Here is a 20075-nt window from a genome sequence, read left to right as displayed (position 1 = left end):
CTGTATTTGAAATTTGAAATGAACAAAGATAAAAATAAGAAATAGAAAAGGAAAATTGCAAGTGAATGCAAAGGTAAAAGTTGAAGAGTTATTGAGTCAGAACCCGATAGCGCGAGGCTTACAACTGGATAAGAAGCGTTACTTATGGTTGCTTAGTCCAGCACTACCTGTATTAGGGATGGGCTTTTTGGCTGGATATCAATACGGACCTAAAGCAACTAAAAAATTGTTTGCATTAGGTGGACCTTTATTATTACACGTAATTATTCCCACCATTGATGCTTTGGTCGGTACTGATGAGAATAATCCGAGTGATGAGCAGATCAAAAAATTAGTCAGTGATCCTTACTATGATCGTATAGTAAAAATGTTTGTTCCTTTACAATATGCAGCCAATTTTTTTGCTGGATACGTGGTCTCTCGTAAAGAAACCCCATTGTTGGATCAGTTGTTGATTGGTTGTACTATGGGGTTGATCAACGGTATTGGTGTGAATACTGCCCATGAACTATGCCATCGACCGAAGCGTGCAGATCATTATTGGTCACACGTGACACTAGCACCACTTGGATACAATCATTTCCGTATTGAGCACCCATATGGGCATCATAAGCGCGCAGCTACTCCAGAAGATCCAGCGACTTCTAAGATGGGTGAGACCTTTTACGAGTTTCTTCCAAGAACCATTAGCGGTGGCTTGAAGTCAGCAATACAGATTGAAAAACATCGATTAAATCGTAAGGGTGAGTCGTTCTTTTCACTGAAAAATGAGTTATTTCACGGCGCAGCCATTAGTGCAACTTTTCACGCAACGATGCTGAAACTGTATGGTAAGAAAATTTTACCATTCTTAGCCATACAGTCACTTTACGGTGTGACTTTATTTGAAATGGTCAACTATCTTGAGCACTACGGCTTATTGCGAGAAAAGAAAGAAGATGGAAGTTATTCGCGTACTATGCCTGAACATAGTTGGAATAATAATAACATCACAACCAATCTATTCTTATACCAGTTGCAGCGCCATTCGGATCATCATGCTTATCCGACACGACCATTCCAAGCATTGAGAAACTTTGAAGAAGCGCCAGTGTTGCCAAGTGGATATGCGACGATGTTGATCCCAGTTTTAATACCTAAGTTATGGTTTAAAATTATGGATAAGCGCGTATTTGACCATTATGGTGGCGATTTAAATAAAGCCAATATTCATCCAAAACGACGAGCAAAAATTTTTAAAAAATTTGGTGTTATTGATAAATTATTGGGCTAACACTCAAAAATAAAAAAACCGACCATGGGTCGGTTTTTTTATAATACTTTTAACATGCGTATTTCGCATGCATCACTATGTCCAGTATTTCCTAATGGGTGTTGTAGATGTTGAAAACCTAATTTTTCATATAATTTTACAGCCTGCAAGAGAGATGCTGTGGTTTCGAGATAAATTTGCGTGTAACCCTGATCTCGTGCAAATTGGATACATTTTTCTAGAATTTGTTTTGCAAAACCCAAACCTCGTATTGAGGGCATAAAATACATTTTTTGTATCTCTAGGGTGTTTTCGTGGCCCAGCAAAGGTGCAATGCCCCCACCACCAAAGACCTCGTGTTGGTCATTGCTAATAACCCAATATATGGAGTGAGGTTTTGTATAAACGTCATAGAGTTGATCTAGAATTGGATCTGCTACTGCGAAGCCTGATTCAGCAGCGAGAGCAAACTCCACTGAGACTTCACGAATGATTTTTGCAATATGGGGATTATCTTGGGGTTGAATAGTTCGAATAAAGTACATAATTGATGAAACTTAGTAAATCTTCACAGAGTATATCTAAGTTTCATCGGAGTTGAGTTTAATTCAACGTGATTTATTTCAATTCGCTTGATGATTTTCCAAGTTCACGGCGCGCAACAATAAGCTGTTGAATTTGTTGTGTACCCTCGAAGATATCTAGTATTTTGGAGTCACGCGCCCATTTTTCCAACAACTCATCTTCGGTATAGCCTACACTTGCAGCAAGTTCGACACACTTCAATGTAATTTCATTACAAATTCGTCCAGCTTTCGCTTTTGCAATTGAAGCTTCACGCGAGTTAGGCTTTTTATTGTCAGCCATCCATGCAGCTTTTAGGGTTAATAAACGAGCAGCTTCCCATTCTGCTTCCATACGATAAATCTGAGCTGCAATATTTGAGGATTGAAGGTAGGGGGTGGCATATTCAGCATCTAGTTGGTCTTTAAAAATTTCCTTGATACGCTCTAAAGACGCTTTAGAGCACCCAACTGCCATTGCGGCCACAAGAGGGCGTGTATTATCAAAAGTTTCCATGACGCCAGCGAAACCTTTTGCAACATCGATTTCAGCATTGCCTAATAAATTTGCAGCAGGGACACGACAATCGATAAAGCGAATGACAGCAGTATCTGAAGCTTTAATTCCGAGTTTATGTTCAAGACGTTCAACGGTCATGCCAGGCGTGCCTTTAGGAACAACAAATGATTTGATTGCTGCACGCCCAAGTTTTTTATCGAGTGTTGCCCAAACCACGACTGAATCAGCTCGTTCACCAGAAGTGACGAAAATTTTCTCGCCATTTAAAATATAATCATCACCATCTTTAGTCGCTGTGGTGCGTATTGCTGCAGAATCAGATCCACAGCCTGGCTCGGTAATTGCCATCGCAGCCCAAGTTCCTTTGAAGCGTTCAAGTTGCTCTTCATTGGCTACAGCAGCAATTGCAGAGTTACCTAATCCTTGGCGAGGCATGGTAAGTAATAAACCAGTATCGCCATAACACATCTCAATTACACCCAAAGCAGTAGACATGTTCACGCCATTTTTGTTGCCTTGAGTCGTATCTCCACGTTTATTGACGGCAGCGCCAGCATTCATGCCATCGCCACCTTCATTCATACCATCCAATAGGGATGCTAACATGTCGAGTTCTTTGGGATAAGCATGTTCAGCTTTATCATATTTGCGTGAAATAGGGCGAAGCACGTTTAACGCTGTCTGATGAGCTTGATCAACAAGCATTTTAAATTTTTTCGGATTTTCTAAATTCATCATCATTGTCCTTAAATTTTTATTATTTGATTAAGCATGTAAACCAGAATGCATAATGGCAGTAGCACGCAAATCCCGATACCAACGTTCAACTGGATGTTCTTTGGTAAAGCCATGTCCACCTAAGAGTTGTACGCCATCAGTGCCAATTTTCATTGATTTTTCTGCACACAAAATTCGTGCTAAGTATGCTTCACGATGGAAACTTAAACCTGATTCTGCGCGGCTTGCAGCATTCAAAACCAACATTTTCATAGCATCAATTTCAATAGCCATATCCGCGATCATAAATGCAACACTTTGACGGTGGGATATTGGTTCACCAAATGCGGTGCGTTCATTGGCATACTGAATGCAATATTGTTTAACCGCTTGGCATGTACCCACTGCCATTGCACACCACATTAAATTGCCCAGATCAATGAACGCTGAATAATCAAAATCTTGCTCATTTAGTTTAAATGCTGGTGTGTTGTTAAATTTTAGGCTCACAGATTGGGTTGCTTTCAGCCCCATTGCTGGATTTGCTTTATATGAAATCGTTTCATTTCGCTCAACAATGAAAACCTGAGCTGTTCCATCTAAATCTGCGGAAACCAATAAAAGATCTGCCTGCTCACCTAGAATAACGATAGTTTTTTCACCATTAATGACAAAATGATCGCCTTGGCGTGTCGCTTTTGTTTTTAATTGGAAAGGGTTGAAAGCAGGTGTATTTTCCTGAACAGCAAAAGTTGCAAATAGATCATCTTGTTCGCTAAATGCCGACAAATACTTATTTTGAATCTCTGCTGAACCCCACTGTGTAATTGCATTAATGACTGAGAACGTGGAGAGTAATGTAGCTGTTAATGAGAAGTCACCTTGTGCAAGTTGCTCTGCGATCAGCACATTTGTAACCACATTCTTTTCTGAAGCAACGCCGCCGTATTGTTCAGGCAATGCATAATAATTGACACCTAAATCTTTAAATTGAGCCCATAAGTTTTCTGGAAAAGTAGCTTGGTGGTCGGCTGTATGTGCTAGGGGGTAGAGAACTTCATGAGCAAATTGTTGCATCGCATCAACAGTCATCTGTTGTTCTTCAGAAAGGCTGAGATCAAATAACCCTTTTTGCTGATTGGATAGACGTTGAGTCGGAGTATTGGATTTTTGTTTAAAAATTTTCTGTGTAGAGCCCAAGGTTTTAAATCCAGCCTTAGAACCTTGATAAAGCGAGCGTTCGATAATTTTTCTTAGTTTTAATTGATCGATTAAATCACTGCCTGCGAGCTTAGTGATCAAGGCTAAGCCTAAACCTTGCGCTTTGTTTGCGATATCATTCATTGTTGTAAATTCCCTGATGGTTTTTTTATACAACAAGATCGTGACATGTGTTTAGTGAAATGACTATGTCGAAAATGACTAGCTTAAAAGACTTTTTTGACCAAACAGATAAATGGTAATTGAATAGGTATTCTAATGAAATTTAAGATATATTCTTTTTAGTAATTCAATTTTTTATTTAATAAATTGACCATAGTGACACGATAGATCACTATGGTCTTTGTTCCTTAAACATATGATTGGATCATTTTGCGCACATTTGTTTTTGCTTCGATCACAGTCATGAATGTATATGCACCTATGAACTTACGACTGATGAACATAAATTCTTTCGGTGGAACTGAAAAATAGCGCGATGCCATCGACTTGGATGCTCGTTGCATCACACGGCTATGCAGTTGGCTTTGTTTCCAATCATAGCGCTGCTGTTCATCCATAATGCCTGTTGGTAGGTCTGGATTATTGCTATAAGTACTAAAAGCTTCAGTAGCTAGAAGGAACACTTTTGCCATGTCAGGTTTAATGCTTAATGGCATTGCATCGAAAAACTCATAACCTGTCATAGCATTGACCATGGCTTGAGCATCATGATGATAGCCCGCGGTAATTAAATTACGAGCTACCTTGAGGAGTTGATCATCAAATTGACGGATCGCACCGAAGTCTAAAAGAATGATTTTATCTTCAATTTGCGCGCCGTCACCTAAGCGTACTAGGTAGTTACCAAAGTTAGGATCAGTCTGCATCTCGCCCCATTCAAACACTTCACGAACGGCAATTTCAAGCGATGCTTCACCTAATTTGTTGCGACGCTCCTGAGGGAGTGAAAGCATGACTGGGCTATTAATCGGAACACCACGCTCAAAAGTCATACAAAGCACTTGATCTGTACAATATTGATCAATAATTTGTGGAACAACATAACGCGGATCATCTTTTAAACGCGCTCTAAAACGACGTGTTGTTTCAGCTTCAATTTTGTAATTTACTTCACGGTGCATCATTTCGCGAACCTCATCAAACCATTGATCAAATTCACGAGTTTGAGGAACCATGCGTGTAAGTTTGAGCATGTTCTTAAACAAGCTCATATCTGAGTCAATTGCGCTTGCTACACCTGGATATTGAACTTTGAGCACCAATTCAAGACCATCAGACTTACGTGTTGCACGGTGAACCTGTGCTAATGATGCGGTGCCTAAAGGCTCATGATCAATGGTGAGATCATCGAGTTTAGAGCCAAGTTGGTTGCGCAGTTGCTCATGGATCGCAGGCCACGCGAGGGCAACGGTCTGATTATTTAAAGTGTTTAAAGCTTGCGTGATCTCTTCAGGTAGAAAATGCTCACCATATAACGCCATCATTTGACCAATTTTGACGATAGAGCCTTTTAATTTACCGATTTCAGCAACAAGAAAGTCAGCTTGTTCTTTCATCGCTTGTTTACGTTTTTTTTCTTTTTCTTCTTCGCTTGAAAAAATAGAACTCGCACTTGAAGCAGCCCAGCGTGTGCCAGCCAGTAGAGAAGCTTTCGCAATCGAAAGACGGCGATCCATTGAAGAAGTTTTTAATTGTTTAAGCTTTTCATTCTGATCTGACATGAAGTTTAGGTCCTTTAAGCGAATCGCGCAGAGAAATCATTGTATTGAATATTACATGTTATGAACGTATTAAAATAGTTCAAGTATTTCAATATCAGGTGTATAAATGGTCAATTTATTCAAACTTAAATAGCCTAAGCATTTTTAAAGTCGATATTTAACTGGGAGTTGAACTCGAGCCGACAGAGACACGCGATACTCTGAAATGAATAATTTCATTAAGTTGACAACAGTTTCATGAATAAATCCAAGGGCATATGCTTTGATAATAATGACGCTAGGTAAGCTGAAGACAAAATATTTAACATCATCCGAACTTGGATTTTCAAAAATTTGATGATCCATCAAAAATTGCTTAAGAAATTGTTTTTCTGTTGTTACACGAGGGGAAGAATCATCACTCCAGTAATTTTGACGCATTGCCATTAAATTATTGTGTTTATAACTCATACTTTAACTTTTGAAATTCACTTTAACTTTTATTAGTTTGAGTCTAAATTTTCTTTTTCAAGTCTGGTGAACTTTTCGAGAGACGAAAAAAAGCGGGCAAAGCCCGCTTTTTTTAACAGTTAATTAAACTGCTACGATGTCAACAGCGTTAGGACCTTTAGGACCTTGAGTTACGCTGAATTCAACTTGTTGGCCTTCAGCCAAAGTTTTGAAGCCTGAACCTTTGATTTCGCTGAAGTGAGCAAAAACGTCAGGACCGTTTTCTTGTTGGATGAAACCGAAACCTTTAGTTTCGTTGAACCATTTAACTGTACCTTTAACAGTATTAGACATAATAGGAATCCTAATAAAACTTTAATGTTATGAGTTTGAACTCAATGATGTAACTTGGAAAAAAAATGAAACTTAAAATCTGAAACCAAACGTAGGATTATGACTAACACTGCGAAATAAAAGATTTAATGAAACAACATAAATTTTCTAGTTGGCTTCGAGTATACACGATTATTTTCAATATCGTTAGTTTTAATCAACTTTCTCGCTATTTTAAAACCTGAATGAGTAGACCTTATTCAATGGATAATTCTAACTATTCAAATTTTCAATACAAATTTGCCGAATAACACGGATAGAACTTTTTATTAATAGGATAAAACAAGGTATCATAGACCGTTTTTAAAAAATTGACCTTGGAGACGCCTTAAGTGGATCGACCGACTATTAGCCCTGAACATCTACAGGAAGCCGCTGAAAACTTAACAACTATTCGAGATTTTATTCGTTTTGGTGTTACAGCATTACGTCAATACGATGCACACTTAGGTCAAGGTACTGAAGATTATTTTGCTGAAAGTTCTGCTTTAGTTTTACAAACTTTGTCACTAGACTGGAATGCCGATGCTGAGATTTTAGACTCAAAATTGCTGCCAAGCGAAGTTGCGGAATTCTTGAGTTTACTCGAACGTCGTATCAATGACCGTGTTCCTACTTCATATTTATTAAATCTTGCTTATTTCTTTGGTAAACCATTTTATGTAGATGAGCGTGTACTGATTCCACGCTCACCAATCGTTGAGCTAATTGAAAATCGTTTTGCACCTTATTGTTTGACTGAAAATGGTGAAATGGGTGAAGCGGTCAATAATTTGCCAGTGAATCCAAATCCTAAAACTCCACAGCGTATTTTGGATATGTGTACTGGCTCTGGTTGTATCGCAATTGCTTTGGCATATGCATTCCCTGATTCTGAAGTCGATGCTACTGATATTTCAAAAGAAGCCCTTGAGGTTGCTCAAATCAACTGTGAGCATCACAATAAACAGTATCAAGTCGCTTTATTGGAATCTGATCTTTTCGCTAAAATACCTGCTGAAAATCAATACGATTTAATTATTTCTAATCCGCCGTATGTCGATGCTGAAGATATGGCAGATTTACCAGATGAGTTTCATCACGAGCCAGAATTGGCATTGGCAGCGGGTCAAGATGGTTTGGATCTTGTGCGTAAAATGCTGGCTCAAGCCGCAGACTATTTAACTGAAGATGGTTTAATCGTCATTGAAGTGGGCAACTCAGAATGGGCGATGAAGCAAAACTTTAATACTGTTGATTTCTACTGGTTGCAATTCCAACGTGGTGGATCAGGTATTTTTGCACTGACTGCAGCACAATGCCGTCAATATCGTGATTTATTCATTCAATCTGTTCAAGTTTAAAGGAGTTGTTGAACATGGCTGGCAATAGTATTGGACAATTGTTCCGTGTAACAACTTGTGGTGAATCTCACGGTGTTGGTTTGATGGCGATTGTAGATGGAGTTCCACCAGGTCTGAAGTTATCAGCTGAGGACTTACAAATAGACTTAGATCGTCGTAAACCAGGTACCTCTAAATTTGCAACACAACGCAAAGAACCAGATGAAGTTGAAATTATTTCAGGTGTGTTCGAAGGTAAAACCACTGGGACATCCATTGGTCTTTTAATTCGTAATACAGACCAAAAATCTAAAGATTACGGTAATATCGCACAAACTTTCCGTCCAGGTCATGCAGACTATACTTATACACAAAAGTATGGTTTCCGTGATTACCGTGGTGGTGGTCGCTCAAGCGCACGTGAAACAGCGATGCGTGTTGCAGCGGGTGCAATTGCTAAAAAATTCTTATTTGAAAAATTTGGTATTGAAATCCGTGGGCATGTAACTCAAATCGGAACTGAAAAAACAGCAAAATTAGATTGGAATGAAGTGCCGAATAATCCATTCTTTTGTGGTGATGTTGATGCCGTACCACGCTTTGAAGCACTTGTGACATCATTGCGTGAAAAAGGAACAAGCTGTGGAGCACGACTTGAAATTATTGCTTCTAAAGTACCCGTAGGCTGGGGAGAACCTGTTTTCGACCGTTTAGATGCTGATATCGCTCATGCGATGATGTCAATTAATGCGGTTAAAGGTGTAGAGATTGGTGATGGTTTTGGCGTGGCTGAACAATTTGGTCATGAAACACGTGATGAACTGACAACTGATGGCTTCTTAGCGAATCACGCTGGTGGTATATTAGGTGGTATCTCAAGTGGTCAAGATATTCGTGTATCAATTGCACTAAAACCTACTGCTTCTATTACCACACCAGGCAAAACGATTACCATTAATCGTGAAGATACGGATGTTCTTACTAAAGGTCGTCACGATCCTTGTGTGGGTGTTCGTGCGACACCAATCGCTGAAGCGATGCTTGCAATCGTGTTAATGGATCACTTTATGCGTCATCGTGCCCAAAATGCCGACGTTGTTGCGCCATTTGAGCCAATTTAACCAAAGTAAAAAAGCGTATGATGTAAAAAGCCAGATGATTGATCTGGCTTTTTAATATAATTTTAAAATTGCAATTGAACGTTTTATGGGGAATTCAATTGAAAATAAGGATATTGGTTGGGGCGATGGTCTTATGCGGATTATCGTATAGTTATGCGAATGGCTTAACACAATCTCAGTTTGATATTGAAGTGAAGTCAATTTATAACGAAATTGAAGCGAGTCAAATTCGATTACATCAATCGGTCGATAGTAAGCAGAATATTTCGTTGATCATTCAAAGAGCTTGTGAATATGCAGATGCATTAAATGCTTTAGAGCGAATAGCACAAAAGAATATTTATATGGCTAAAGCAAAAGAAGAAGCATTATTTGCAAAAAAAATGAGAAATTCTTTTGAGTTATCATTCCAAGATTTAGGAACAAGTTATCAAAAAAGTTGTAAGCCTTAAAAAAAAGCCAGTTCAACAAACTGGCTTTTTAGTGAATAATTCATTTATTCGATAGTTTGACCTGTATAACCTTTGATAAATGTTAAGTAAGCAGAAGACTTCTGACCGTCAGCTTGCAGGATGGGACGAGTCACTTCGCCGTTAGCTGTCACGATTTTTAGATCAATTTGTTTTGCGTCTCTAAATGAGTTTAAAAAACTTACAGGAACGACAATAAAATTAGATGAATTCGTTACACCAGCTGCAGTTGCATATTGGGTTGGTTGAATTGTTGAATAGACATAAGGCTGACCATCAACAATAAAGTTCAATTGTTTTATATCGTGCTGTATAGTGTCATTTACATCTGCAGTTATTTTAAAACCATTACGCTTTTCATCATTCCAACGGAGTGCAAGCTCAGGGCAAATTTCATCAGTAGCACAGATGAGAGGTCCTTTGGTTACAACACGTTCTGGATAACTTCCTGCACAACCTGTTAATACAACCAATGCTGAAATAAGCGCTAGTTTGATTTTCATGATTTTACCTATTGTCTTGTTTATTATAACTGTGTACACAATTTGTTAAATCTAACGAAAAATTCTAAAAAATGAAATGCCTAGCAGTCTAATAACACGTTGCAGTTTTGTATCGATGATTAAAAAAGACCCATAGTGGGTCTTTTTTACTTTTGCTTAAATTGTTGGTAGCCACTTTTAAATGTTTGATAGGCAAATGATGCATGCCCATCTTTTAAAATGCTATGCGTAATAGCACCTTGATCTGTCACTACAGCAATATCGATAGATTTAGACTGATCAAACATAACGACAAAATTCATTGGTACATCAATGTAATTTGAAGAGTTAATGAGATCGGAATTGTTGACTGATCGTGTATTGGTTTGAGTTAAAGTTGTGTAAGGATAAGTTTGACCATCTAGCGTGAAAATCACTTGCTTGATATCAAAAGATTTTCGATCAAATAGATTGGTATGTACTCTAAATAAATTATTGCTCTGCTGTTTCCAATCAAATGTTAACTCAGTACATGGTTTTGATGGTTCACAAATCACCTGACCACGTGTTTCAATTCGCTTGGCATTTTCTGAAGGTTTAAAATCAATAACATTAGATGCATAAGCTTTTGCAGAACTTGCATTTGGTTTATTGGATACAACGATACACCCACTCAGTGAAAGAGCAGTAAGAATAGATATAAATTGAACTTTCATTATTATCAACCAGTTAAATAGATGTTGTTTTTGTATATACTAAATTTAGCATACAATCCATATAAATGTTAACCAGTTATCAAAAAAATATATATTTATTGTCGTGTTTTGCTATTATTCTTTTTGTGATGCTTGTCAGGTTGCTTGAATTAAGTTTAAAGGTGGTAAAAAATAATTGATTGAGTCCTTTATGGTCAAACGTTTCTATTTTTGATTGAACACTTTTCAAAAGGTGATATAACTAAAAATAAAGCGTTAATAAAAGAGTATGAAATGAAAACGACTGTGAAATATGTGGTGCTGAAGAGCAAAGACTATCAATTGGGCACTCCATTGTTTGAAGAAACCATCGAGGCAGACTATGCGTATTTCGATTCAATTCCATCAGTCATTCAGTACCAGAATCATGAGTTTAAAGTGAAGTCAAAAGAACTTAATCGAAAGCAAATATTTGATGACTTTGAAGAATCACAAACAATCTTAGTTAAAGTCATCGCACTGAATTAATTTAAAGGCAGCCTTGAGCTGCCTTTCTTATTCTCATCACTATTCATTATCTATTTTATAATATAGTTCTATTCGAAATTAAGCACGGTTCAATATGCACCAAACATTCCCAATCCAAAGTAGGTTAGGTGGATTCTACTTTTTCTATAACACCATTGTGGATTATTCTTAACTTAAAATTATATATTTATTAGTAGTTTATATTAATTTTAACGATGCTATAAAAGTCTTAAAAAATCACGTGTAGACTATTTGTAGACTGTTGAGAAGCATGATTTAATAAACTTACTGAAGGTTTATTGGATTAATCATGAAACTCAACAAGTCTAATGTTTATGCTATCCCATTGACGGATTCTGGTCAAAAAATTATCAGAGATAAAGATTTGATCGGTTTCGCGATTCGAGTCACCACGAAATCAAAATCCTATATTGTTGAACGTAGACACGAGGGGAAACTTTATCGAGTCGTGATTGGGAAAGCGAATGAAATATCCGTAAATTCTGCTCGAGCAAAAGCCCAAATGATTTTGGCTCAAATCTCCAATGGGGAATACATTAGTCCAAATGAAAAAGTAAGCGTAAATAATTTTTTAAATATCACTGTGGATGAAGCATTAAAAATTTACATTGATAGAAATGATTTCAAACCTAAAACAATTAGACAGTATAAAAAATACTTTGATTTATACTTAAAGTGGTCAGATCGTAAGCTCTTCGAAATAACAAAAAAAGAAGTCCTGGATAAATTTATCGAAGTATCTGAGCTCAGCAAGTCATCAGCCAATGGTGCAATTTCATTGCTAGGCACAGTCTGGAAATATATTCATGTGCTTTATTCTACCGATGAAAATCCAATTTTAAAAAGCAATCCAGTAGATATTATTGCCGTAACTAAAGGTTGGAATAAGATTGAAAGTCGTGATAGGCATTTAGATAAAAGTATCATTCATAAGTACTACAACGCCGTTTTAAATTATGAGGATGAGCTTAATCTAGAAAATACAGCACGATCCAACACGCATAGAGATATCATTTTATTTACCATGTATACCGGTTGCCGTCGCCAAGAAGTCTGCGGTCTTAAATGGGAAGATGTAAATTTTAAAGAAGGTATAGTTATTTTTAGAGACACGAAAAATGGTTCTAATCATGAATTTCCAGTAGGGGATCATTTACTGTCTATACTAAAGGAAAGATACTTACTAAAAGAAAATGATTGGGTATTCCCAGCGACTAAACTTCCAACTTCTCATAATATTCACGCTACTGTAGTAGATACTGCACTCAAGAAAATAGGTACCCAAGTTAATTTTTATGTATCGATGCATGATTTTAGACGCACATTCGCGACGATATGTAATTTACTAAGATTTAACATCTATGTGACTAAACGACTGCTTAACCATACTGCTAGACCGCGTTTAGATGTCACAGGTGGATATGTACAAATACCGATGGAGGAATTAAGAGCTTCCATGAATATGATTGAGGCTGTATACCAAGGAAAAATTGATTGTTTTAACTACGAAAGTGTCTGGGATGAAAGACTCAAACAATTAAAGGCAGGATAAACCTGCCTTTTAAATTATGCGTATTGTGCTGTGCAGGTGACAGTTCTTCTTTTTTCAAAAGCGAGTACATCAGCTTTTCTATAAGCAACTCTACGACCAATTTTGGTGTAGGGAAGTTCAGACCCATCACAGCGCATTCTAGCTAAAGTCCAAGGCGAACAATCTAAATATAGAGCTACCAAATCTTGTCCAAACTTTTGATCATCTGGAGCATCTAAAAAAGGTTTTAATAATTTAGATCGTTCATCCTCATTGATATTTTTTAAACTTTTCAAAGCCATGAAAACACCTCAGTTAGTTGTATTTGTTTTTCATTTTGCAAATCTGATACATAATTTTTTTTCATTACTTTCTCCAAGTCGCTTCTTTAAACTTTGCATTGATGACCAACGTATCAATTTCACCAATACCAACATTTTCGAAAATATGGGTCATTCGCGTCCCGAACACTGTCAGTGTTCGGGTAATAGAGGAATAATTAAATTTCATGTTTTCACCATACTTTTCGCATAGTTATCTATTTCGACTTTAACCGCTGCAAATTGCTTTACCTCAATCTGTGCCAAGGCATCTAAGCCTAAGTATTCACAAACGGTTTTCGTGTCTAAGCCACGTTCTGCAATGAAGTCTTGAAGATGAGCAAGTTGCTCATTTGAAATGCCATTGAATTCAGGTGGATTGAGCCATTTCTTTTCATCTTTGTTGTAAGGACAGCCTAATTCTTTTGCCCGAAGTTGAACGGCGTACCACATATCCATTACATACCGATGGCCCTGAGGTAATGATTCAGTGAGTTGGTTTAAATCCCCAGCATGTTGAGCTTCAGTGCAACTTTGTTTCCAATTTTCAAAGTCTTCATCCGCTTTGATAGTTTCCAACTGCTCAGGTGTCATTCTGTTGATATGGTCTTTAGCTTGTTTAATGATGTCAGCCAAGAATGTAGGATTCTGTTTTAAGTCAGGTACCCACACCTCACCAGTTTCACCACCTAAGCCACCAGCATTTTTTGCATGATGAGTTGGGCAAGGCTTAAAGCTAATGACACGTGCATTTTTACCTTCACCAGTGGTCACAGTCGTTAAATAACCCATAATGTCAGCTATTCGATAAAGCTCGTTACGGTTCTTACCGCCTAGATCAGGACGATATACAATTTGATCGCCGTTTTGATCTTCAGAAGCATGTGCAATAAAAACCACATCTTTTCCTGACGCGATTAAGGTGTTCACGTATTGCTTAAAAATATTGTTGGCCAGACCTTGAGCTTTAAGTTTGAGTGAACCATCTTTTTGTTTGTTGGTATTGTTCAAAGCCAAGTGTGTCTTGATGCTCTCAAGCATGGCGCCAACAGTATCAATAACCACTGTGTTATATGGTGCTAAATCTTGAGGTGTAAGATTTGCTACATCTGACCATTGTTGAACTTGAACTACTGCACCACGACGAAGCTCACCAGTACGATGTGCACCTTTATCAAAGTCAAAGGAAATTGCTTTATCACCTGTAAATCCAATTGAAGTTTTCCCAAGTCCTGGATCCGCATAGAGATAAACAATGATGGCTTGAACCAATAGTGTTTGGTTCGCTTCAATGATAGGAAGGGCCATTACACACCCCCTAACATGCGATTCTTATGCATGTGAGTAATCAGCATTTGATTAATGTTGTAATGGTCATTGTGATCTGTGAAATCTGATACTGAATTACCTAATACATCGTGAATTTTATCGATCGTCAGCGATGTAATCATTGCATCATCAAATTCACTACCAGGTACGCCGTAATCATTCGTGAATTTTTCATAGTCGAATGACATGTCGAGTGTGTATTCATCAAAACGTATTACAGCGTAGCCAGTCGTTTCAGAGGTCAATTTTAGGGCTGCGACAGATGTTTGATTAGGTACATAGCTTGAATAGCTAAGCTTTAAGTCCAAAGGGTCTGGTTGATTTGTGAATACTACTGCACCAATTGTTACAGTAGATACCAATAAACTTACGGCGACGGTATTGAATGGTGTGAAATTTAAATTCATAATTGATCTCGCAGTGATGCAAAGCACCCATGATTTCGAAGGCAGGGGTGCTTTTTTGTTGTCTGTGAGATAAATATTACCTAAAAGGTAATTAATTGCAACTATTAAATTATCTTTTTATTATCTTTAAGGTGTTTTTATTTTGTAATAGGCAAAAGAAAACCAAAAAGGATTACTATTCATATTTTTTAAATGCCTAGATTAATTTATATAAAGCTAAATCATTAAATTTATTTAGCTAATATATTGTTTTAACTGCAGTTTATGTTATTTAAAAGTCTTTTATATTCAATGCTTTAATTGTAGTTTTTTTTTCATAAAAATGGTATAAATGCTATAAGCTCCTGCAGTATTCGATGATGAACCAACTTTACATTCACAATCAAAATCTTAGGTATCTGATTGATAATTCCTCATTAGAATCTATCAAGTCAATTGTTGACTTAGATTCTATAGATACAGTTTTAAGACAATGTCTTCCTCTAGAGCAGATGAGAGAAGCTGGAAGTTTTTTTACGGGACAAATACTAGCAACGAAGACAATTAATTCATTTGATAAAGCATTAACCTCAAAATCAAGAGTTTTGGATCCAACATGTGGAGCAGGGAACTTATTAATTGAGTGTTCCAGAAAACTCGGAGTGCGAGATACTTTAAGTGAGACACTTGAGGAATGGGGTGAAATTCTATGGGGCTTTGATATACATGAATCTTTTATTGAGGCGACTAAACTAAGATTAATTATTGAAGCATTAAATCGCGGAGTTCAAAAAAATTGTTCAATTGAGCAAGCAATATCATACTTTAAAAATATAAAAGTAATGGATGCATTAATAGTTACTAAGGCAGATTTAAAAGAAATAACTCATGTAGCAATGAATCCTCCATTTTCAATTTGGCAATCACCAAATAAAAACTATTGGAAACAAGGTAAAATAAATGCTGCAGGTATAGTTTTTGATCTATATCTAAGAATTTTACCGAAAAATTGTGTTGTAGTTGCAATTTTGCCAGAAGTATTGCGCTCAGGGAGTCGATATAATTTATTTCGCAATTTCTGTTCTCTTAACATGTCTGCAAAATGTATTCAATGGGGGCGATTTAATACTAAAACTGATGTTGATGTTTTTATTTTATCCGGGATAATTACGGAAGAAGAAAATCATAAGTTAATTTCATGGCAGGAGGATTTAGGCAATTATAAAGCCTTATCAACGAGGTTCGATGTTTGTATTGGCCCTCTAGTTGGCTATAGAGATATTGAACAAGGTAATGAGTACCCTTATTTTCATTCCAAAAACACACCAGGATGGGAGGTTTTAGATTCCATTAGTGAAACAAGGAGATTTCAAGGAAAAGTGATTTCACCACCATTTGTAATTATTAAAAGAACTTCTAGTCCAGGGGATAAATATAGGGCCACAGCAACAATTATTAATCTTAAGTCTATGGTAGCAATAGAAAACCACCTAATAGTAATTAAGCCCAGAAATAATTCTTTGAGAGATTGCAAAAAACTTTTAAAGTTACTCAAGTCGGATGCTATAAATGATTTTTTAAATAAAAGAATTCGGTTACGACATTTAACTGTTCAGGTAATTAAAGATATTCCATTGGATGAATCATTTTGATGACTAATCCAATGGAGTGGATTTTTATTTTAAGTACTCTTGATTTTCTACTGCTTTAAATATTAAGTTTTGGAACAACTCAATCATAGTAAGCAATTCTTTTTTTATTTCCTCAAAAGTTTCTTCAATATCTTGCGCCCCTAAATTATCACCATGAGCTATAGCATTACGACAACGTAATAACTTGGAGTCTATGAAATGCTCTTTAAGTTCAAAAGGTGCTGAATCCAAACCCAACTGTTGCAAAATATTAAGTAAAACAGGGTATTTTAAATTTGAATCTGTAGAAACAACAATATTTTCATCAACTTTGAAGTTTTGTGCTGGAGGATTGTTAACAAAGTCATTTAAATCTAATAATGAGGAAATTTTATTAATTGAAAATCCTTTTCTAAATTTGTCAGGGATACTTAAAAAAAGAAAATTTTCTTTAAGTCTATTAAATGGCAAGCCTTTATTATTAAGGTAATTTATATAAGCTAGGGCACAATGTTTGATATGACCTTCCCAATGTGAATATAACAAAACAATTGCAGCTCTGATTAAAATTGCCTTTTCATGACCACGGCTAGACTGTATCATTAAGTTAAGAGTCGTAAACTCTCGTTTACGCCATTTAATATCCTTATGCAAACTATCTTGTAATTCTAAAGATGTTCGGATTTTCATTTAAATATCCGTGTTGCAATTTTAGACATCTCAACCATTCTATCTATAGGTCGAGTTCGACTTTGAAGTACTTGTATATATTCTTGGTCTTTTGTTAACTCTTTAGTTTTATTTATAAATATTTCAACAAGTTTATTATCATCAAAATCTGTGTTTTCAATCAATTTGGATAGACCAAATGAAGCAGCTTCATAAACAGGTAATGAGATAGCTCCCTCATATTTTCCTTTAGTATGATTAAATTTTTTAAAAGCTTCATCATCTAAAGCCTGTTCTGCGATAGCAAATGTTTTTCGAAAAATTTGTAATTCATGATCAAAATTAAAATTTTGTTTATCATCGAATAATCTGATCATTTCAGCATTTAAATAAGGCCCAACATCCGTATGTTCTCTTCTAATGGCTTCACTGCTATTTCTATATATAAAGAATCTTAATGCAAGTTCAGTGTCGTAAGATTCTTCAGATTGCTTTTCAGATATAGGTAGCGTTGTTTTGAATGATTCATTAGTCGTAAGATCTTTTAACCAAAAGAATGCTTTTTTATTGTGCATTAATAGCATGCAATTACGTACTTCTTGATCAGAAAGTTTTGAACCTCCTGTATTAAGTCTTTGAAATAACTCAAATTTAGTATCATTGTCACTTTCTCTTTTAATAATTTTAATATCAATTTTTTCTCGTTTAAATATTCTCTTGATTTCAATATCAAGTTCTTGATCAGGATTATGAATATTTTCCCAAACTTTATCCTTCAATGATGGTAGATATTTAGTAGCCTGTAAAATTAAGGGTTTCTTGACTCTACCGTCTTCATCTTTTAGTTTTCCCAAAAATGAAAGAATTGTTGATATTCTTTGTAAACCGTCAACAACATCCCAAATACCATCTTTTCTTTGAGCAACAAAAATTGATGGGAGAGGAATACCTAAAAGAATAGATTCAATAAGACGACTTTTTTGCTCGTCAGACCATCTATAAACACGTTGAAATTCTGGATGTATATCTAGTTCACCATCGTCGTATAAGTTCACTAATTCGCCTATGGACATAGGATATGAGTCAGTATTTACTTGTAGTCTAGCTTTATCGATTTCTTGCTGAAGATTTGACATTTTCTCTACCATATAAAGTTTTAAATAATATAATTTCTTAATAGTTCAAAAAATTGATTTAAACATCCCGATACAACCCAACTACCTTACCAACCAACTTACAGCCATCGACTAGTGCGATAGTTTGTTCTGGCCAGTGAGGATTTAAAGGTTGAAGGTAAACATTGCCGCTTTCTAATATTAGTTTTTTAAATGTTGCTTCAGCATCACCTTCACAAGCAACGATTACAAGATCACCAGTTCTCAAATCCGCCGTTTGAAAATCAGGATTTACATAAATCTTATCGCCTGGTCTAAAGTCAGGCATCATAGATTCTCCGACGACTTCCAATCCATACCCATTCTTTCCGCATTTAGGGTTAGGGGGTAACCATTCTTCAAATTGTGTGCCATTAGGTACTGAGTCAACTGAAGTCCAAGTTCCTGCTTGTACCCACGAAATAACTGGAACTAGGCGACCAGCGATAGGGATTGGGGTAGAAATATTTGGTTCTAATATTGCTTTTTCATCGACATGCGGAATGTCTAACCAACCATGTGGTTTATCGAATGCATCTTCGATTTCACGAGCAACCTTATTACCAATTCCTTTTATAGGATTTGTACCTGCGAACTGACTGGTTTGGGATTGTCCTTTACCAATTTTCTCAGCAAAACTGGATACTCCGCCGACTTGATCAACAAGGATGCGAGTGTTTTTGTATCTGATTGATTTGCTGTCCATAGTATTCCTATTTCAGTGTGACGAGACACACTTATCAATTGTAGATTTATCACCAAAAAGGTAAACAAGAAAAAAGGTTGTATTTACATTACCTAAAAGGTAATATTTGAATTCATATGAGAGGGTCAATCTATGAATTTTAGAGATTTTATTAATGAATTAAATCCTAGTGATTTAGAGATCTATGCAAAAAATGCTGGTACTACAGTGGGTTATTTAAAAACACATTTACTTTATGGCTATAAAGAGCCAAGAAAAAATCTTAGAAAATCTTTGGCTCAAGCAAGTAATGGTCAAGTATCGGAAACCGAGATTTTGCAACATTTTGGGTTGATTCCTAGAAATGAAGTAAACAACCAAAATAGTAATAAAGCATCTGCCTAAAAACACGTTCAAAGGGAATACGAATGAACATCACTGATGCTGCATATAACACAGTTCACGATTATCCAGGCGGAGCAAATGCACTTGCGCCACGCCTTGGCATTAAAAGTCCTGCTGTGTTGAACAGTAAAGTCAATCCAAATACGGAAACACATCATCTAACGCTTGTCGAAGCTTCAAAGTTAATCGCGATCACAGGGGATTGCAGAATTTTGCAAGCATTCAATGCCGAACATGGAAAGGTCTCGATAGATTTGCCTCAGATTCCTGAATGTAGAGATACGGCGCTAACAGATCTAGTTTTAAGCATTGGTAAGGGCGGTGGGGATGTATGTGAAGTCTTTAGAGAAATGATGGCAGATGGACGTATTACGCAAGGAGAAGCCTTGGACATGTCTAAAGTCATACATCAACTGCATTTATTTTTAGCAAAGCTGGATTCGCAAATTCATGCATGCGTAGACGAAAAAGCCTGACGGTCGAGGTCAGGCTTCTTCAGGTTATTCA

General features: G+C 36.5%; 24 protein-coding genes. 9 read left to right on the top strand and 15 right to left on the bottom strand.

The window, feature by feature from the left end:
- The first annotated feature begins 61 nt into the window (after positions 1–61).
- A complete protein-coding gene (locus AC1M9K_RS00655) occupies positions 62–1273 on the top strand; it encodes an alkane 1-monooxygenase (RefSeq protein WP_481588182.1) in 1212 nt (403 codons plus the stop codon).
- Between the two features lie 38 nt (positions 1274–1311).
- Here the strand turns inward: AC1M9K_RS00655 and AC1M9K_RS00650 are convergent, their stop codons facing one another.
- The 6 genes from AC1M9K_RS00650 to AC1M9K_RS00625 form a co-directional block, all read right to left on the bottom strand.
- Positions 1312–1797 (bottom strand): GNAT family N-acetyltransferase, encoded by a 486-nt coding sequence (locus tag AC1M9K_RS00650; protein ID WP_481588181.1) that lies wholly within the window; start codon positions 1795–1797, stop codon positions 1312–1314.
- A gap of 73 nt (positions 1798–1870) precedes the next feature.
- Positions 1871–3070 (bottom strand): acyl-CoA dehydrogenase family protein, encoded by a 1200-nt coding sequence (locus AC1M9K_RS00645; RefSeq protein WP_035263603.1) that lies wholly within the window; start codon positions 3068–3070, stop codon positions 1871–1873.
- 30 nt (positions 3071–3100) lie between these two features.
- The gene (locus tag AC1M9K_RS00640; RefSeq protein WP_092766330.1) at positions 3101–4396 is read right to left on the bottom strand and encodes an acyl-CoA dehydrogenase family protein; all 1296 of its coding nucleotides are present in this window, start codon (positions 4394–4396) and stop codon (positions 3101–3103) included.
- Positions 4397–4623: 227 nt separating this feature from the next.
- Positions 4624–5997, bottom strand: coding sequence for an ABC1 kinase family protein (locus tag AC1M9K_RS00635; RefSeq protein ID WP_481588180.1), 1374 nt, complete (start codon positions 5995–5997; stop codon positions 4624–4626).
- Positions 5998–6141: 144 nt separating this feature from the next.
- Positions 6142–6447, bottom strand: a complete 306-nt coding sequence (locus AC1M9K_RS00630; protein ID WP_092766328.1) for a hypothetical protein — start codon at positions 6445–6447, stop codon at positions 6142–6144.
- A gap of 123 nt (positions 6448–6570) precedes the next feature.
- A complete protein-coding gene (locus AC1M9K_RS00625) occupies positions 6571–6780 on the bottom strand; it encodes a cold-shock protein (protein ID WP_035263597.1) in 210 nt (69 codons plus the stop codon).
- Between the two features lie 371 nt (positions 6781–7151).
- On the opposite strand from AC1M9K_RS00625, the gene prmB reads away from it, so the two are divergent.
- From prmB to AC1M9K_RS00610, 3 genes are all read left to right on the top strand, one after another.
- The gene (prmB, locus tag AC1M9K_RS00620) at positions 7152–8162 is read left to right on the top strand and encodes a 50S ribosomal protein L3 N(5)-glutamine methyltransferase (protein ID WP_092766327.1); all 1011 of its coding nucleotides are present in this window, start codon (positions 7152–7154) and stop codon (positions 8160–8162) included.
- Between the two features lie 14 nt (positions 8163–8176).
- On the top strand, positions 8177–9262 hold the full coding sequence (gene aroC, locus AC1M9K_RS00615) for a chorismate synthase (RefSeq protein ID WP_092766326.1): 1086 nt from the start codon (positions 8177–8179) through the stop codon (positions 9260–9262).
- Positions 9263–9360: 98 nt separating this feature from the next.
- Complete coding sequence (locus tag AC1M9K_RS00610) at positions 9361–9714, top strand: hypothetical protein (RefSeq protein WP_481588179.1); 354 nt, start codon at positions 9361–9363, stop codon at positions 9712–9714.
- Between the two features lie 44 nt (positions 9715–9758).
- On the opposite strand, the gene AC1M9K_RS00605 is transcribed toward AC1M9K_RS00610, so the two are convergent.
- Positions 9759–10235: a hypothetical protein gene (locus tag AC1M9K_RS00605; protein ID WP_035263591.1), complete on the bottom strand. Its 477-nt coding sequence runs from the start codon at positions 10233–10235 to the stop codon at positions 9759–9761.
- 146 nt (positions 10236–10381) lie between these two features.
- A complete protein-coding gene (locus AC1M9K_RS00600; protein WP_092766323.1) occupies positions 10382–10930 on the bottom strand; it encodes a hypothetical protein in 549 nt (182 codons plus the stop codon).
- A gap of 273 nt (positions 10931–11203) precedes the next feature.
- On the opposite strand from AC1M9K_RS00600, the gene AC1M9K_RS00595 reads away from it, so the two are divergent.
- A complete protein-coding gene (locus tag AC1M9K_RS00595; RefSeq protein ID WP_035270711.1) occupies positions 11204–11437 on the top strand; it encodes a hypothetical protein in 234 nt (77 codons plus the stop codon).
- Between the two features lie 310 nt (positions 11438–11747).
- On the top strand, positions 11748–13010 hold the full coding sequence (locus tag AC1M9K_RS00590; protein WP_481588178.1) for a tyrosine-type recombinase/integrase: 1263 nt from the start codon (positions 11748–11750) through the stop codon (positions 13008–13010).
- A 14-nt stretch (positions 13011–13024) separates the two neighbouring features.
- Here the strand turns inward: AC1M9K_RS00590 and AC1M9K_RS00585 are convergent, their stop codons facing one another.
- From AC1M9K_RS00585 to AC1M9K_RS00570, 4 genes are all read right to left on the bottom strand, one after another.
- The gene (locus AC1M9K_RS00585) at positions 13025–13291 is read right to left on the bottom strand and encodes a helix-turn-helix domain-containing protein (protein ID WP_481588177.1); all 267 of its coding nucleotides are present in this window, start codon (positions 13289–13291) and stop codon (positions 13025–13027) included.
- 64 nt (positions 13292–13355) lie between these two features.
- A complete protein-coding gene (locus AC1M9K_RS00580) occupies positions 13356–13499 on the bottom strand; it encodes a hypothetical protein (protein ID WP_481588176.1) in 144 nt (47 codons plus the stop codon).
- Entirely contained in the window at positions 13496–14617 is a 1122-nt protein-coding gene (locus AC1M9K_RS00575; protein WP_481588175.1) for an ATP-binding protein, read from the bottom strand. Before AC1M9K_RS00575 ends, AC1M9K_RS00580 begins: the two co-directional genes overlap by 4 nt.
- Positions 14617–15045 carry a hypothetical protein gene (locus AC1M9K_RS00570; RefSeq protein WP_481588174.1) on the bottom strand — a complete coding sequence of 143 codons (429 nt, stop codon included), beginning with the start codon at positions 15043–15045 and terminating at the stop codon, positions 14617–14619. The genes AC1M9K_RS00575 and AC1M9K_RS00570 overlap by 1 nt, the downstream gene beginning before the upstream one ends.
- A 356-nt stretch (positions 15046–15401) precedes the next feature.
- Here AC1M9K_RS00570 and AC1M9K_RS00565 point away from each other — a divergent pair, with 356 nt between their 5' ends.
- Positions 15402–16676 carry an N-6 DNA methylase gene (locus tag AC1M9K_RS00565; protein ID WP_481588173.1) on the top strand — a complete coding sequence of 425 codons (1275 nt, stop codon included), beginning with the start codon at positions 15402–15404 and terminating at the stop codon, positions 16674–16676.
- Positions 16677–16700: 24 nt separating this feature from the next.
- On the opposite strand, the gene AC1M9K_RS00560 is transcribed toward AC1M9K_RS00565, so the two are convergent.
- The 3 genes from AC1M9K_RS00560 to AC1M9K_RS00550 are packed head-to-tail and all read right to left on the bottom strand — an operon-like array spanning position 16701 to position 19184.
- On the bottom strand, positions 16701–17345 hold the full coding sequence (locus AC1M9K_RS00560; protein WP_481588172.1) for an MAE_28990/MAE_18760 family HEPN-like nuclease: 645 nt from the start codon (positions 17343–17345) through the stop codon (positions 16701–16703).
- Positions 17342–18460 carry a GmrSD restriction endonuclease domain-containing protein gene (locus tag AC1M9K_RS00555; protein ID WP_481588171.1) on the bottom strand — a complete coding sequence of 373 codons (1119 nt, stop codon included), beginning with the start codon at positions 18458–18460 and terminating at the stop codon, positions 17342–17344. The genes AC1M9K_RS00560 and AC1M9K_RS00555 overlap by 4 nt, the downstream gene beginning before the upstream one ends.
- A 58-nt stretch (positions 18461–18518) precedes the next feature.
- Positions 18519–19184 carry a LexA family protein gene (locus AC1M9K_RS00550; protein WP_481588170.1) on the bottom strand — a complete coding sequence of 222 codons (666 nt, stop codon included), beginning with the start codon at positions 19182–19184 and terminating at the stop codon, positions 18519–18521.
- A gap of 132 nt (positions 19185–19316) precedes the next feature.
- Here AC1M9K_RS00550 and AC1M9K_RS00545 point away from each other — a divergent pair, with 132 nt between their 5' ends.
- Together AC1M9K_RS00545 and AC1M9K_RS00540 are read left to right on the top strand one after the other, a co-directional pair.
- Positions 19317–19568, top strand: a complete 252-nt coding sequence (locus tag AC1M9K_RS00545) for a hypothetical protein (protein WP_481587470.1) — start codon at positions 19317–19319, stop codon at positions 19566–19568.
- 23 nt (positions 19569–19591) lie between these two features.
- Positions 19592–20044 carry a phage regulatory CII family protein gene (locus AC1M9K_RS00540; RefSeq protein ID WP_481587469.1) on the top strand — a complete coding sequence of 151 codons (453 nt, stop codon included), beginning with the start codon at positions 19592–19594 and terminating at the stop codon, positions 20042–20044.
- Positions 20045–20075: the final 31 nt, after the last annotated feature.

The organism is Acinetobacter sp. 24-47-67 (assembly GCF_056779735.1).
Note: the sequence above shows the minus strand (reverse complement) of the source record. Positions and strands in the feature narration are given on the sequence as shown.

Excerpts from the sequence above, each read along its gene's own strand:
- AC1M9K_RS00650 (WP_481588181.1), bottom strand. The coding sequence starts at position 1,797 with ATGTACTTTATTCGAACTATTCAACCCCAAGATAATCCCCATATTGCA.
- AC1M9K_RS00645 (WP_035263603.1), bottom strand. The coding sequence starts at position 3,070 with ATGAATTTAGAAAATCCGAAAAAATTTAAAATGCTTGTTGATCAAGCT.
- AC1M9K_RS00640 (WP_092766330.1), bottom strand. The coding sequence starts at position 4,396 with ATGAATGATATCGCAAACAAAGCGCAAGGTTTAGGCTTAGCCTTGATC.
- AC1M9K_RS00635 (WP_481588180.1), bottom strand. The coding sequence starts at position 5,997 with ATGTCAGATCAGAATGAAAAGCTTAAACAATTAAAAACTTCTTCAATG.
- AC1M9K_RS00630 (WP_092766328.1), bottom strand. The coding sequence starts at position 6,447 with ATGAGTTATAAACACAATAATTTAATGGCAATGCGTCAAAATTACTGG.
- AC1M9K_RS00625 (WP_035263597.1), bottom strand. The coding sequence starts at position 6,780 with ATGTCTAATACTGTTAAAGGTACAGTTAAATGGTTCAACGAAACTAAA.
- aroC (WP_092766326.1), top strand. The coding sequence starts at position 8,177 with ATGGCTGGCAATAGTATTGGACAATTGTTCCGTGTAACAACTTGTGGT.
- AC1M9K_RS00605 (WP_035263591.1), bottom strand. The coding sequence starts at position 10,235 with ATGAAAATCAAACTAGCGCTTATTTCAGCATTGGTTGTATTAACAGGT.
- AC1M9K_RS00600 (WP_092766323.1), bottom strand. The coding sequence starts at position 10,930 with ATGAAAGTTCAATTTATATCTATTCTTACTGCTCTTTCACTGAGTGGG.
- AC1M9K_RS00595 (WP_035270711.1), top strand. The coding sequence starts at position 11,204 with ATGAAAACGACTGTGAAATATGTGGTGCTGAAGAGCAAAGACTATCAA.
- AC1M9K_RS00590 (WP_481588178.1), top strand. The coding sequence starts at position 11,748 with ATGAAACTCAACAAGTCTAATGTTTATGCTATCCCATTGACGGATTCT.
- AC1M9K_RS00585 (WP_481588177.1), bottom strand. The coding sequence starts at position 13,291 with ATGGCTTTGAAAAGTTTAAAAAATATCAATGAGGATGAACGATCTAAA.
- AC1M9K_RS00580 (WP_481588176.1), bottom strand. The coding sequence starts at position 13,499 with ATGAAATTTAATTATTCCTCTATTACCCGAACACTGACAGTGTTCGGG.
- AC1M9K_RS00575 (WP_481588175.1), bottom strand. The coding sequence starts at position 14,617 with ATGGCCCTTCCTATCATTGAAGCGAACCAAACACTATTGGTTCAAGCC.
- AC1M9K_RS00570 (WP_481588174.1), bottom strand. The coding sequence starts at position 15,045 with ATGAATTTAAATTTCACACCATTCAATACCGTCGCCGTAAGTTTATTG.
- AC1M9K_RS00565 (WP_481588173.1), top strand. The coding sequence starts at position 15,402 with ATGATGAACCAACTTTACATTCACAATCAAAATCTTAGGTATCTGATT.
- AC1M9K_RS00560 (WP_481588172.1), bottom strand. The coding sequence starts at position 17,345 with ATGAAAATCCGAACATCTTTAGAATTACAAGATAGTTTGCATAAGGAT.
- AC1M9K_RS00555 (WP_481588171.1), bottom strand. The coding sequence starts at position 18,460 with ATGTCAAATCTTCAGCAAGAAATCGATAAAGCTAGACTACAAGTAAAT.
- AC1M9K_RS00550 (WP_481588170.1), bottom strand. The coding sequence starts at position 19,184 with ATGGACAGCAAATCAATCAGATACAAAAACACTCGCATCCTTGTTGAT.
- AC1M9K_RS00545 (WP_481587470.1), top strand. The coding sequence starts at position 19,317 with ATGAATTTTAGAGATTTTATTAATGAATTAAATCCTAGTGATTTAGAG.
- AC1M9K_RS00540 (WP_481587469.1), top strand. The coding sequence starts at position 19,592 with ATGAACATCACTGATGCTGCATATAACACAGTTCACGATTATCCAGGC.